The organism is Aeromonas sp. ASNIH7, assembly GCF_002903485.1.
Lineage (GTDB): Bacteria > Pseudomonadota > Gammaproteobacteria > Enterobacterales > Aeromonadaceae > Aeromonas > Aeromonas caviae.
Genome location: NZ_CP026226.1, coordinates 3097177 through 3109756, shown reverse-complemented (window position 1 = coordinate 3109756; position 12580 = coordinate 3097177). Strand labels below are relative to the sequence as shown.

General features: G+C 64.0%; 11 protein-coding genes. 5 read left to right on the top strand and 6 right to left on the bottom strand.

The window, feature by feature from the left end; all coding sequences use genetic code 11:
• Positions 1-164: 164 nt before the first annotated feature.
• Positions 165-1070: a TIGR01777 family oxidoreductase gene (locus C2U47_RS14575; protein WP_010675505.1), complete on the top strand. Its 906-nt coding sequence runs from the start codon at positions 165-167 to the stop codon at positions 1068-1070.
• 42 nt (positions 1071-1112) lie between these two features.
• Here the strand turns inward: C2U47_RS14575 and C2U47_RS14570 are convergent, their stop codons facing one another.
• Together C2U47_RS14570 and C2U47_RS14565 are read right to left on the bottom strand one after the other, a co-directional pair.
• Positions 1113-3554, bottom strand: coding sequence for an ABC transporter permease (locus C2U47_RS14570; protein ID WP_029314790.1), 2442 nt, complete (start codon positions 3552-3554; stop codon positions 1113-1115).
• A gap of 64 nt (positions 3555-3618) precedes the next feature.
• The gene (locus tag C2U47_RS14565; RefSeq protein WP_010675507.1) at positions 3619-4329 is read right to left on the bottom strand and encodes an ABC transporter ATP-binding protein; all 711 of its coding nucleotides are present in this window, start codon (positions 4327-4329) and stop codon (positions 3619-3621) included.
• A 57-nt stretch (positions 4330-4386) separates the two neighbouring features.
• Between C2U47_RS14565 and C2U47_RS14560 the strand changes: the two genes are divergently transcribed.
• The gene (locus C2U47_RS14560) at positions 4387-4995 is read left to right on the top strand and encodes an arylesterase (RefSeq protein ID WP_010675508.1); all 609 of its coding nucleotides are present in this window, start codon (positions 4387-4389) and stop codon (positions 4993-4995) included.
• Between the two features lie 87 nt (positions 4996-5082).
• Here C2U47_RS14560 and C2U47_RS14555 read toward each other — a convergent pair whose 3' ends face one another.
• From C2U47_RS14555 to C2U47_RS14545, 3 genes are all read right to left on the bottom strand, one after another.
• Positions 5083-6027 carry a chemotaxis protein CheV gene (locus C2U47_RS14555; RefSeq protein WP_010675509.1) on the bottom strand — a complete coding sequence of 315 codons (945 nt, stop codon included), beginning with the start codon at positions 6025-6027 and terminating at the stop codon, positions 5083-5085.
• Positions 6028-6349: 322 nt separating this feature from the next.
• On the bottom strand, positions 6350-7450 hold the full coding sequence (locus tag C2U47_RS14550) for a porin (RefSeq protein ID WP_029314791.1): 1101 nt from the start codon (positions 7448-7450) through the stop codon (positions 6350-6352).
• Positions 7451-7777: 327 nt separating this feature from the next.
• Positions 7778-8188 carry a CBS domain-containing protein gene (locus C2U47_RS14545; RefSeq protein ID WP_010675511.1) on the bottom strand — a complete coding sequence of 137 codons (411 nt, stop codon included), beginning with the start codon at positions 8186-8188 and terminating at the stop codon, positions 7778-7780.
• A 147-nt stretch (positions 8189-8335) separates the two neighbouring features.
• Here C2U47_RS14545 and C2U47_RS14540 point away from each other — a divergent pair, with 147 nt between their 5' ends.
• The 3 genes from C2U47_RS14540 to C2U47_RS14530 are packed head-to-tail and all read left to right on the top strand — an operon-like array spanning position 8336 to position 11548.
• Positions 8336-10246 (top strand): ABC transporter ATP-binding protein, encoded by a 1911-nt coding sequence (locus tag C2U47_RS14540; protein ID WP_010675512.1) that lies wholly within the window; start codon positions 8336-8338, stop codon positions 10244-10246.
• The gene (locus C2U47_RS14535) at positions 10239-10700 is read left to right on the top strand and encodes a DUF2390 domain-containing protein (protein ID WP_010675513.1); all 462 of its coding nucleotides are present in this window, start codon (positions 10239-10241) and stop codon (positions 10698-10700) included. The genes C2U47_RS14540 and C2U47_RS14535 overlap by 8 nt, the downstream gene beginning before the upstream one ends.
• Positions 10694-11548 carry a 23S rRNA (adenine(2030)-N(6))-methyltransferase RlmJ gene (locus tag C2U47_RS14530; RefSeq protein ID WP_010675514.1) on the top strand — a complete coding sequence of 285 codons (855 nt, stop codon included), beginning with the start codon at positions 10694-10696 and terminating at the stop codon, positions 11546-11548. The genes C2U47_RS14535 and C2U47_RS14530 overlap by 7 nt, the downstream gene beginning before the upstream one ends.
• Before the next feature lie 50 nt (positions 11549-11598).
• On the opposite strand, the gene C2U47_RS14525 is transcribed toward C2U47_RS14530, so the two are convergent.
• Complete coding sequence (locus tag C2U47_RS14525; protein WP_010675515.1) at positions 11599-12528, bottom strand: LysR family transcriptional regulator; 930 nt, start codon at positions 12526-12528, stop codon at positions 11599-11601.
• Positions 12529-12580 lie beyond the last annotated feature (52 nt).

Sequence of the window (12580 nt, the reverse complement as noted above, 5' to 3'; positions counted from 1 at the left end):
ACCGCCGCGCCACGGCGCCTCCCGTGGTCGCAACGCCCGGCAACCCCGTGGACAAAGGGGGCGGCGTCTTGGGAGACAAAAATCATAATGCTCATAAAAACAGGAGCTTGTCCATCGGGCACCCAGGCTCTAGAGTAGACCCTAGAGCGTCAGGGAGGCAGGACATGAAGATACTGATCACGGGGGGCACGGGGTTTATCGGCCGCCGTCTGGTGGCACACCTCAAGGTGGCGCACGAAGTAGTCGTGCTGACCCGCCAGGGCAGCCGGGCCTACGAGCTGCTCGGCCACGATGTCACCCTGCTGGACAGTCTGGACAGGCTGGATCACCTCAATGACGTGGACATCGTCATCAACCTGGCCGGCGAACCCATCGCAGCCGGACGCTGGAGCGAGTCCCGCAAGCAGTTGCTCTGCAACAGCCGCTGGCTGCTGACCGAACAGCTGGTGGATCTCGTCAAACTCTCCAGCACGCCCCCCAGATTGCTGCTCAATGCCTCCGCCATCGGCTGGTATGGCCGCCAGGATGACGCCCCTCTGGATGAAACATGCCAGAGCCCTCACGACGAATTCACCCACCGTCTCTGTCAGCAGTGGGAGCAGCTTGCCCAGCAGGCCCGCTCGGCCCAGACCCGGGTCTGCATCCTGCGCATCGGCCTGGTACTCGGCTTGGAGGGGGGCGCCTTGCCCAGGATGCTGCCCCCTTACCGCCTGGGCCTCGGCGGCCCCATGGGCAGCGGCACCCAGATGATGAGCTGGATCCACGTGCAGGATCTGGTGCGAGCCATGCTGTTTCTCATCGAGCACGGCGAGTGTGACGGCATCTTCAACGGCACGGCCCCGCAACCGGTCAGCAATCGCCGGTTCAGCGAGACCCTGGCCGCCACGCTCCATCGCCCGCACCTCTTCTTCGTACCGGCCCCCCTCCTGCGACTCCTGATGGGAGAGGCGGCGGATCTGCTGCTCACCGGACAGCACGTGCTGCCCGCCCGCTTGCAGCAGGCCGGTTTTCACTTCAGCTTCCCGGCCCTGCCCGGCGCTCTGGACAATTTGCTGCACTCACCCCGTTGACCCAATGACACATCCCGACCAAGGTCGGGATATGTCGAGCCATCAGAGCAGCCCCTGCCCCAGTCCCCTGAGCCGGTCGCTCAGGGTACCCGCCAGCAGTTGGCGGCGCATGCCCTGTCCGGCCAGGGTCACCAGCACGGCCCCAAGCAGGGGGAGTGCAGCCCAGATGGCCCAGTGGAACTGCCACTGCGCCCCCTCCCACCACCACTGCAGGCCGAAGGAGCAGAGCTCCACCACCATGGCAGCGCAGAGCCCTGCCAGGGTACCGCTCGCCACCAGCTCCCAGCGCAGCATCTTCTCGAGCAGGGCGCTCCCCGCCCCCAAGGTGCGCATCAGCAGCAGCTCCCGGCGCCGATGGGCCATGCCGGCCTGGGTCTGGGTCAGCAGCACCAGCAGGGCGGCCACCGTCACCAGCCCGAGCATCAACCCCAGGGCGCGGCTCACCTGATCGGAGACCAGGGTGAGGCGGCCTATCAGATCCTCCACATCGATGAGGCTCACCGTGGGGTGGCGGCGGATGAGTTCCACCTCTGCCCCTCGCCCCTCAGGCGGCAGACGATAGCTGCCGAGCCAGGTCTGGGAGAAGGGGGCCAGCACGTCCGGCGAGAAGATCATGTAGAAGTTCGGCCTCATGTTGTCCCACTTGATGGACCTCAGGCTGGTCACCCTGGCCTCGAACGCCCGCCCCTCTATGGTGAAGCCGAGCTCGTCTCCGAGCGCGATGCCGAGCCGTCCCGCCAGTGCCTCGTCGACGGAGACCTCCCCCTTGCCGGCCAGCCATTGACCGGCAGTGACCTTGTTGTCGGCGGGCAGGGCCGATGTGGTGGTGAAGTTGAGCTCTCTGTCCACCCCCTCCCGCGCCGCATCCTCCCCCACCGCCTCACCGGCGATACGGGTCAGGCGCCCGCGCACCATGGGGTAGAAGTCCGAGGTGATGGCCCCGGCCTGGTGCAGATCGGCCAGGATCCCTTCCCGCTCGCTGTCCGCCACATTGACCAGGAAGCGGTTCGGGGCGTCGGCAGGCAACCGGGTGGAAAAATCCTCCAGCAGATCGACCCGCGCTGCCCACAGCAGCCCGAACAGCATCAGCGCCAGGGCGAAACCCGCCAGCTGGAACAGACCACTGCCCCGCTCCCGGGAGAGGTGATTGATGGCCAGGCGCAGGGCATGGGGCCCCTTGAGCCGACTGCCAAGACGCAGCAGCACGGAGGCGAGCAGGGCCAGCAGCGCCATCAACACCCCCATGCCACCAATGAGGCCGACCGCCAGCCTGATGTCGGCGGTAAAGCCCCACACCAGGGCAAACAGCCCGATGAGCCCCACGGGCACCGTCAGCCAGGGAGGGATCCCCGCCTCCAGCTCCCGGCGCAGCACCCGCAGCGGCGGTACCTTGAGCAGCCTCAGGAAGGGGACGAACGCCAGCATCAGGGTGATGAAGAAGGCGACCGCGAGGCCCAGGGCGAAGGGTCGCCAGGAGGGGGGCGGCAGATCCGCAGGCAGCAGATCCCCCAGCAGGTTCAGGGTCAGCCACTGCATGGCGCTGCCCGCCACCAGCCCCATCAGGGCCCCCACCAGGGTCAGGGAGAATAGCAGGGTGCCCATCAGTTGCCACAGGGTGCGCCGCGAGGCCCCCAGGGTCTTGAGCAGGGCCACCATGTTGGTCTGGCGCTCGGCGAAATGGCGCACCGCTATCCCCATGGCCAGGGCGCCGAGCAGCACGCCGGCAAGGGATGCCAGACGGAAGAAGCGCTCGGCATTGCCCAGGGATTTCCCCACCTGGGTACCCTGATCGTCGGGTTTGACGAGCTTTTGCCCGGCGCTCAGCCTGGGGTTGAGCCAGGCCTCATAGCGGGCGATGGCGTCACGGGGCCCCTTGACGAGATAGCGCCACTGCTGGCGACTGCCCGGCAGCAGGGCCCCGGTCGCCTCGATATCGGCGCTGTGGATCAAGGCCCTTGGCGCCATCTGGAAGGGGCTGAACCCCTGATCCGGCTCCTGGCCCAGCTCCCCTGCCACCGTCAGCCGGGTGTTGCCGACCTCGAGTACCTCCCCCACCTTGGCGCCGAGCAGCTGCATCACCCTGGCGGAGAGCCAGATCTCGCCGGGCGCCGGGGCGCGCTGGGGAGTGAGCTCCAGCTTGCCGTAGAAGGGAAAATCCTCGGGCACGGCGCGGATGGAGGCCAGTTGCAGGGTATCACCGTGAAACAGCATGCTGTTGAAGCTGACCGTGGTCTGCACAGCCAGCCCCTCCTGATGCGCCTGCGCCAGCCACTCTGCCGGTGCCGGCGTCGCGGAGCGCAGCACCCTGTCCCCTCCGATGAAATCCCGCCCGGAGGCCTTGAGCCCCGCATCCAGCCGATCCGCCACCAGAGCCACGCTGAGCACGCAGGCGACGCTCAGCGCCAGCGCCAGCACAAACCAGCGCAGCTCGCCGCTGAACCCTTCCCGGTGCAGCAGCTTCAATCCCAGTCGCCACTGACTCATGACGCCTCCCTCACCGTCCATGCTGCTGCCAGCGATCCCCTGGTGCAGCTCTGTCTCCACTGACTCATGACAGCTCTCCCACCCTGGCCGCCATGACAGTCTGTGCCTCCAGCCGCCCGGCTGACATCACCAGCTGTCGCTGGCAGCGCTGGGCCAGTTCATGGTCATGAGTCACCACCACCAGGGTGGTGTTGTGCTCGCGGTTGAGACGAAACAGCAGTTCGATCACCGTCTCCCCTGTCTTGCTGTCGAGGTTGCCGGTAGGCTCGTCCGCCAGCAGCAAGCTGGGGCGGGTCATGAAGGCACGGGCAATGGCGACCCGCTGCTGCTCGCCGCCAGAGAGGCGCGGCGGCAGGTGGTGCAACCGCTCTCCCAGACCGACCTGGGCCAGCAGCTCCCGGGCACGGGGCTCGCTGTCGGTCTCCCCCCGCAGCTCGGCCGGCAACATGACGTTTTCCAGGGCGCTCAGGGTGGGCAGCAGCAGGAACGACTGGAACACGAACCCCACCTGCTCGGCCCGCAGCCTGGCGCGTCCCTCCTCGTCCAGCCGGGTGAGGGAGTGGCCGAGGATCTCTATCTCGCCGCTGCTCGGCAGATCGAGACCGGCCAGCAAACCGAGCAGAGTGGACTTGCCGGAACCGGACGCACCGACCAGCGCCAGCGTCTCGCCGGTATTGACTTGCAGATCGATCCCTTCAAGGATGGTGAGGCTTTCCTGACCGAGGCGAACGGTTTTACCGAGCCCCCTGACGGCGATAATGGGCGTTGAACTCATCTTGGGTATCCTGTTTGCCTGAACCTGTAATGACAATAGAACGTGGGAGTTGACTGCATGATGCGTCTCTTGTTTGCCGTGAGTTGCCTGTGCTGCTGGGCAGCGTCCGTCCAGGCCCAGACCCTGCTGGTACTGGGCGACAGCCTGAGTGCCGGCTACCAGATGCAGGCCGAACAGAGCTGGCCTGCCCTGCTCAATGAAAAGTGGCAGCAGCAGGGGGGAGAACACACCCTCATCAATGCCAGCATCAGCGGTGAAACGACCCAGGGCGGCCTGGCCCGCCTGCCCGTCCTGCTCGAAACCCACAAACCGGACTGGGTGTTGATCGAACTCGGCGCCAACGACGGGCTGCGGGGCTTTGCTCCCGCCATCACCCGGGCCAACCTGACCAAGATGATCGAGCTCACCCGGGCGCACCAGGCGAAGACGGTGCTGACCCAGATCCTGCTGCCCCGCAACTATGGGGCGCGCTATCTGCAGCAGTTCGAGCAGATCTTCCCGGATCTTGCGAAGGCCAACGACCTGCCGCTGATGCCCTTCTTTCTGGATGATATTGTGCTGCGCCCTGAACTCATGATGAACGATGGACTGCACCCGACGGCCGCCGCCCAGCCCCGGATCCGCGACAAGGTCGCCCGCTTTGTCGAGCCTCTGCTGACACAATAGCCCGGTGGCCGGGCCCATGGCCCTTCCCCTTGCCCAGCAAAAAGCCCCCGCATGGCGGGGGCTTTTTCATGGTTCGGCGTGCCGGGTTCAACGGCCCAGGATCTGCCGCATCCGCTGCTGGGCCACGTCCACCAGCAAGTCGGGCTGGAATTTGGAGATGAAGCGATCACACCCCACCTTCTTGACCATGGCCTCGTTGAAGTTGCCGCTCAGGGAGGTATTGAGGGTGATGAAGAGATCGGACATGCGCGGATCGCTGCGCACTTCGTGAGTCAGGCGATAGCCATCCATCTCCGGCATCTCGGCATCCGTGATCATCAGCATGATCTCGTCGGTCACCTTCTTGCCCCCATCGCACCACCCCTTGAGCAGCTTGAGGGCCTGCAAGCCGTCCTGGCACTCGATGACCTCGAGCCCGAGCTGGGCGAGGGTCTCGCGCACCTGGTTGCGGGCCGTGCTGGAGTCATCGACGATGAGCACCCGACGTCCCTGCATCTGGGGCAGGATCTCCTCGTCCAGCACCTCGGACGAGATGCGCACGTCATAGGTGATGATCTCCGCCAGCACCTTCTCCACGTCGATGATCTCGACGATCTGGTCGACGCCCCCTTCCGGGATGCGGGTGATGGCGGTGAGGTAGTTGGCACGACCCGCCGAACGGGGCGGCGGCAGTATGTCCTTCCAGGTCATGTTGACGATGTGGGCCACCTGCCCCACCAGGAATCCCTGAATGGTGCGGTTGTACTCGGTGATGATGAGGTTGGACTCCTGATCGATGGCCATGGGACGCATCCCGATGGCACCGCGCAGGTTGATGACGGGGATGGAGACGCCGCGAATGTTGGCGACGCCGCTGATGTTGTGGTGGGACCCCGGCATCTTGTTCAGATGGGGCAGCTTGACCACTTCCCGCACCTTGAAGACGTTGATCGCAAACAGTTGCTGGGCACCCAAACGGAACATCAGCAGTTCCAGGCGATTCTCCCCTACAAGCTGGGTACGTTGATCCACTGAATCCAATATGCTCGCCATATAACGCCCTTACGTCCATTTCCCGAAATTGCCCCGCACCGGAGCTGCGACATGCCAACCAGCCCCGCTTTCCCTGTCGGGACAACGCAAGCCTATATAGAAATAATGAAAAGCGTCGAGGAAAGATAGGATCTTGACCACGGGGCGTGATCATCGCCCCATCACTGCCTCATGGCAAGCACAGCCACGCACCGGCCCCGACAACAAGGGTATCGACCACACAGGGGCATTGCTGAACCCCGGCGTGCCGCTCTTGTCAGCCAGCAACGAAAAGACCGGCCACATGGGCCGGTCCTGGGATGTGCAGTGCGTCCGGGACGACTTAGAAGTTGTACTGCAGGGCCACGGCGACGATGTCGTCGGTGGACTTGTTCAGGCTGTTCTTGCCGGTGGAACCCACTTCGTCCAGCAGGTTGATCTTGTAGTCCACGTAGGCATTGAAGTTGTCGGTGAAGTTGTACCAGGCACCCACGGAGACGTATTCGGTCGCGGTGTCATCGATGCCGTGAGCGCTGTCCTTCACGTCGGTACGCAGGTAGGCCAGGGAGGGCTTGAACTTCGGCGTGATGTTGTACTGCACGACCGCTTCGTAGCCATCCATCTTCTCGGCGTAACCGCGCAGGGAGCCGGTGTCCACGAAGAGGTGATCTTCACCGTGGGAGTAGGTGGCAGCCATGTAGAGGTTGCCGACGGCATACTTGGCGCCCACCCCGAACAGCTTAGCGTCGTTGTCGCCGCCGAAGCTCACGTTCTCGGCCTGTTCGTCGGTCTTGCCAGCCTGGTTGTAGGCGGCACCCAGGCTCAGGCCCATGTTGAAGTCATAGTTGGCAGAGAGGGCATACCCCTCGGAAGAACCTTTCGGGCTCCAGGTGCTGTTCGGGCCGACGCGCTCGCTGCGGCTCGCGTTCTGCGGGTCGTTGTTGCCGGTGAACTGGGCACCCAGGGTCAGCCCCTGCCAGTTGTACATGTACTGGGCCAGGCCGTTGGTACGACCGGTGCCGAACACCTCGGTGTCCTTGCCCAGACCATCACCACCCCACTCCGGCAGCACGTCGGTGTAGTTGTTCACCGCCTTGGTGAACAGACCGTCCTGGCGGCCGTAGCTGAAGGCACCGAAGCGATCGTGCTTGATGCCCGCATAGGCGTAACGCAGCTCGTCGTTGTCAGAACCGGAGACCGGCAGGTTGTACTCGGCGAAGCCGAACGCGGTCAGATCCTCGTCAACCTTGGTTTCACCTGCGATGTGCAGACGCAGGTAGCTGGCATCGCCTTCGGTGGCGTTGTCATCGGTGCCGTAGTACATGCCGTTGACGCGGCCGCCGATGTCCAGTTTGGTACCATTCTGATCGTAAACGTTGGCGGCCTGTGCACCACCGGCCAGCAGCAGGCTGGAGATGGCCATCGTCAATGCTGTCTTTTTCATTGTTCTTTCCTCAGGTGTAAGCACTCTCTGTCAGACCAGAGTTCGGTCGTGATGATCGGTTGATGTGCCGATGGCCTAAGGTAGATCCGGAAACCTTGATGGGAACTGAAGCGGCGAACGATTAATTATAAAAGCATCAATTCCGCCTGACGCCGCGACATATAGTGTCACATGAAATGACACGCGCAGAATTTATGACCACGAAAATCACTTTTGCAACACAAGCGATCTGAAAAAAATGATGAATGCAGTTTAATATTTCAACAAGGCGAGAAGCTGGGAGCCCTGCCGGGCGACACGGGCTCCCCGCACACCTTCCCCGCCCCGTCAGACCGGCTGCCAGCCGCGCATGACCCTCAGCAGATCCTTCCAGCTCACTATGCCCACCAGGGCGCCGTTTTCCAGCACAGGCAGGCAGGAGATCTGGTGCTCCAGCATGAGGCCGGCGGCCTCTTTCAGGGAGCGTTCGGGGGAGACGGTGATGGGTTCACGGCTCATGATCTGGTGGGCGCGCCGGTTGAGGGTCTCGGTGTCCCGGTTCATCTCGGCATCCGTGTCCAGATAGGGGCTGATGGCACGCAGCAGATCCCGGTCCGAGATGACCCCCACCAGCTCCTCTTCTTCCACCACCAGGAGGTGGCGGAAATGGGCCTGCTCGAAGATCTCCTTGATGACGCTCAGCCTGTCATCCATGGAAACGGTCGCGACCCGGGTCGTCATGATCTCTTTAATCAACATGGTCAGCCTCCTGCCCCCCAGATGTCTCTGTTATGACACGTTTTTCCGGCGGCAGCCATCCCCCCCGCCCTCAAGTGCAAATTTGTGTCATTTCACGTAAGATCCGCGCCAGTTTCTCTCCTTCAATCGAGCCAAGCAGACCCATCCATGATAGTTGCCAGTCAAATCGAACTGATCCGCGGCGGCCGCACGCTGCTGGACAACGCGTCCGCCACCATACACCCCGGCCACAAGGTGGGCCTGGTGGGCAAGAACGGCTGTGGCAAGTCCACCTTCTTTGCGCTGGTGCGGGGCGAGCTGGCCATCGACAACGGCAGCTTCAGCCTGCCCGCCGGCTGGCAGATTGCCGGCGTGGCCCAGGAGACCCCGGCGCTGGACTGCTCCGCGCTCGAATACGTGATCGACGGCGACAAGGAGTTCCGCGCCCTGGAGGCCGAGCTCGCCCGGGCCGAGGCGGATGACAACGGTCTGCTGGTGGCCGAGCTGCACGGCAAGCTCGATACCATAGGTGCCTACAGCATTCGTGCCCGCGCCGCCGAGCTGCTGCACGGTCTGGGTTTTGGCGGCGATCAGCTCGACTCGCCGGTCAGAAGCTTCTCCGGTGGCTGGCGCATGCGCCTGAACCTGGCCCAGGCGCTGCTCTGCCGCTCCGATCTGCTGCTGCTGGATGAACCGACCAACCACCTGGATCTGGACGCCGTCATCTGGCTGGAGAAGTGGCTCAAGGGCTATCAGGGCACGCTGGTGCTCATTTCTCACGACCGCGACTTCCTCGATTCCGTGGTGAATCGCATCATCCATATCGAGAACGGCAAGCTCAACGAATACAGCGGCGGCTACTCCGACTTCGAACTGCAACGGGCCGAGCACCTGGCCCAGCAGCAGTCCATGTACGAGAAGCAGCAGCGGGAGATGGCCCACATGCAATCCTATGTGGATCGCTTCCGCTACAAGGCCTCCAAGGCCCGTCAGGCACAAAGCCGGCTCAAAGCCATGGAGCGGATGGAGAAGATCCTGCCCGCCCACGCCGACTCCGAGTTCAGCTTCGAGTTTCGCGAGCCCTCCGCTCTGCCGACCCCGCTCATCGCCATGGAGAACCTCAGCGCCGGTTACGGCGACAAGGTGATCCTGGAGAAGATCAAGCTCAACCTGGTGCCGGGCTCGCGCATCGGCCTGCTCGGTCGCAACGGCGCGGGCAAGTCCACCTTCATCAAGATGCTGTCGGGCTCCAACCCGCCCCTCTCCGGCAAGCTGGAGGTGAGCGCCGGGGTGAGCATCGGCTACTTCGCCCAGCATCAGCTCGAAACCCTGCGCCTCGATGACAGCCCCCTCGATCACCTGGTGCGCCTGGCCCCGGACAAGACCGAACAGGAGCTTCGCAACTACCTCGGCAGCTTCGGTTTTCACGGCGACAAGGTACTCGACAAGGTGGCCCCCTTCTCCGGCGGTGAGAAAGCGCGGCTGGTGCTGGCCCTCATCACCTGGCAAAAGCCCAACCTGCTGCTGCTGGATGAACCGACCAACCACCTGGATCTGGAGATGCGCCACGCCCTGACCATGGCCCTGCAAGGGTTCGAGGGGGCCATGGTGGTGGTCTCTCACGACCGTCATCTGCTGCGCACCACCACGGATGATTTCTATCTGGTCCACGGCGGCCGGGTCGAGCCCTTCGACGGGGATCTCGACGACTACCACAAGTGGCTCGGCGAGCAGGAGAAAGAGGCCAATGCCAAGCCGGCAGATGGCACCGTCTCCGCCAACTCGGCGGTGGCGCGCAAGGATCAGAAGCGCCTCGAAGCCCAGTTCCGGCAAGCGACCCGGCCGCTGCGCCAGAAGCTCGAGAAGCTCGAAACCAGCATGGAGAAACTGCAGGCCAAGCTGGCCGCGGTGGAAGAGCAGCTGGCCGATCCCGCCATCTATGAAGAGAGTGCCAAGGGCAAGCTCTCCGAGCTGCTCAAGTCCCAGGGTCCCCTCAAGGAGGAGCTGGAGCACGTCGAGCTGGAGTGGATGAGCCTCTCTGAAGAGCTGGAAACCATGGAGCAGGCCTTCTTTGCGTGATGAAGCCTTGATGGCCAGCGAGCGGGTCAGCCCCGACGCCCTGCCCACCCCTTCCGAGTTCTGGACATGGAGCACAGGCGCCTATGGCCAGCGCAGCCAGGACTGGCTCCACGTGCAAAGCATGGGGGGCAACGTCAACCTGGCGCTCCTGCTGCACCACCTCGACCTGCTCCGGATCCCGGTCGACCTCACGGACTTGCAACCGGCCCTGGTACAGACCGAGGCGGTGCTGCTCCCCTGGCGCACCCTGCGCCAGCAGGCCAAGTCACGGGTGGGGGTCGAGGAGTACCAGACCATGCTGGCCCACGAACTGGAGCTGGAGCGGCTGCAACAGGGGGTTTTGCTGCAGACCCTGCGCACCCTCGCCCTGTTTCGCGGCGACAGCCGCAACCTGTTTCACTATCTATCGTTACTGGGTGCCCAGCAGGGCCCCCTCAGAGATCTCATATGCTGAGCTACCGCCACGCCTTTCACGCCGGCAACCACGCCGATGTGCTCAAACACGCCGTCCAGGCCCTGATCATCGAGTCCCTCAAGAAGAAGGAGAAACCCTTCATCGTGCTGGACACCCATGCCGGTGGCGGTCTCTACGACCTGCGCGGCGACTGGTCCCAGAAGAAGGCGGAATACGCCGACGGGATCAAACGCCTGTGGGATGAACGGGCCCAGTGGTCTGCCATGGCCCCCTATCTGGGTGTCATCGAGGAGATGAACAGCGATGGCCAGCTGCACTACTACCCCGGCTCGCCGGAGCTGTCCCGCCGCCTTATCCGCGATCAGGACAAGCTGGCGCTGATGGAGCTGCACAACAACGAGGTGGAAGATCTTCGCGCCAACATGGGGTACGACCCCCGCGTCGCCGTCCACCATCGCGACGGCTTCGAGGGGCTGGTGGCCCTGCTGCCCCCCACCCCGCGCCGTGGCCTGGTGCTCATCGACCCCCCTTATGAGCTCAAGGAAGATTACTTCGCGGTGGTCGATACCCTTAAAAAAGCGCAAAAGCGCTGGGCCACCGGCATCTACGCCCTCTGGTATCCCATCCTCGGGCAGGAGGCGGACAAGTCCCGCGACATGCTCAAAGCGATCAAGCGCGAGAACTTCGGCAACGTCCTGGTGGCGGAGCTGGAAGTGGCCGGCCAGACTGCCGATTGGGGCATGAACGGCTCCGGCATGCTGATCGTCAGCCCCCCCTGGATGCTGGACGAGCAGATCGAGGCCTTCTTGAAACCCCTGTGCGCCAGGCTGGCCCAGGGCGCCGGCGCCCAGTACAGGGTGGAGTGGCTGAACAAGGCCGAGGCCTGATCCTCGGAACCACAGAAAATGAAAAAGGGCCTGTCACAGCAGGCCCTTTTTCATTGGGGCTCATTACCCGGCACGTTCACGCTGGCCAGCTGCTCGGGCAGCCGGCTCGCCAACCAGTCGATGGCCATTCTGGTCTTGAGCGGCAAGTGCGGGCTGTGGGGCCAGAGGGCATTGATGGGATAGCGCCGACCCGGCAACCGGGCCAGCAGCTCGCGCAGCTCGCCCCGCTCAAGGTGGGGCCGCGCCAGCCAGGTCGGCAGCCAGGCGAGACCAAAGCCCGCGATGGCCGCCTGGGTGATGGCGTTGAGATCGTCCATCTGCAACCGCCCTCTGGGCTGGACTTCGCGCCATGCCTCGGCCTCCTGCCACCACCACGACAGCACCCGACCCTGGCGCAGATAGGCGATGCACTCATGATCCGATAGCTCAGCCAGGGTCACAGGTTCCCCCCGCTCGGCCAGATAGGCGGGCGAGGCGCAGAGCGTCATGCCGTGCTCCCCGAGCCTGCGCGCCGCCAGATCCAGGCTGTCCGGCGGCTCTGCGTTGCGGATCACCAGATCCATCCCCTCCTCCACCAGATCCACCTTGCGATCGCTGAACGACAGCTCCAGGGCCAGCCCGGGATGCGCCTTCGCCAGCGCCAGCAAAATGGGGGCCACGCACTGCTGGCCGAACAGCACCGGCATGGAGACCTTCAATCTGCCGTTGAGGGTGAGCTTGTTGCTGGCCAGCGCCGCTTCCCCAAGACGCACCTCCTCCAGCGCCCGCAGGCAGTGGCGATAGAAGAGCGCCCCCTCCTCGGTCAGGCTCTGGCTGCGGGTAGTGCGATGAAACAGTTGCACGCCGAGACGCAGCTCCAGCCGCGCCACCCCCTTGCCCACCGCCGAGCGGGTGAGGTGAAGCCGCTCCGCCGCCTGGGCGAAGCTGCCCGCCTCCACCACGGTGGCGAAGAGATCGATGCCGTTGAGCGTGTTTGTCATCTATTGCATACCTTTTGGAACCAATATGGCGAAATACTATCAGCACTGCGGA

What these genes read in the sequence shown, in the direction of transcription:
- C2U47_RS14570 (WP_029314790.1), bottom strand. Translation starts at nt 3,554, where the DNA reads ATGAGTCAGTGGCGACTGGGATTGAAGCTGCTGCACCGGGAAGGGTTC.
- C2U47_RS14525 (WP_010675515.1), bottom strand. Translation starts at nt 12,528, where the DNA reads ATGACAAACACGCTCAACGGCATCGATCTCTTCGCCACCGTGGTGGAG.
- C2U47_RS14560 (WP_010675508.1), top strand. Translation starts at nt 4,387, where the DNA reads ATGATGCGTCTCTTGTTTGCCGTGAGTTGCCTGTGCTGCTGGGCAGCG.
- C2U47_RS14565 (WP_010675507.1), bottom strand. Translation starts at nt 4,329, where the DNA reads ATGAGTTCAACGCCCATTATCGCCGTCAGGGGGCTCGGTAAAACCGTT.
- C2U47_RS14550 (WP_029314791.1), bottom strand. Translation starts at nt 7,450, where the DNA reads ATGAAAAAGACAGCATTGACGATGGCCATCTCCAGCCTGCTGCTGGCC.
- C2U47_RS14530 (WP_010675514.1), top strand. Translation starts at nt 10,694, where the DNA reads ATGCTGAGCTACCGCCACGCCTTTCACGCCGGCAACCACGCCGATGTG.
- C2U47_RS14575 (WP_010675505.1), top strand. Translation starts at nt 165, where the DNA reads ATGAAGATACTGATCACGGGGGGCACGGGGTTTATCGGCCGCCGTCTG.
- C2U47_RS14555 (WP_010675509.1), bottom strand. Translation starts at nt 6,027, where the DNA reads ATGGCGAGCATATTGGATTCAGTGGATCAACGTACCCAGCTTGTAGGG.
- C2U47_RS14540 (WP_010675512.1), top strand. Translation starts at nt 8,336, where the DNA reads ATGATAGTTGCCAGTCAAATCGAACTGATCCGCGGCGGCCGCACGCTG.
- C2U47_RS14545 (WP_010675511.1), bottom strand. Translation starts at nt 8,188, where the DNA reads ATGTTGATTAAAGAGATCATGACGACCCGGGTCGCGACCGTTTCCATG.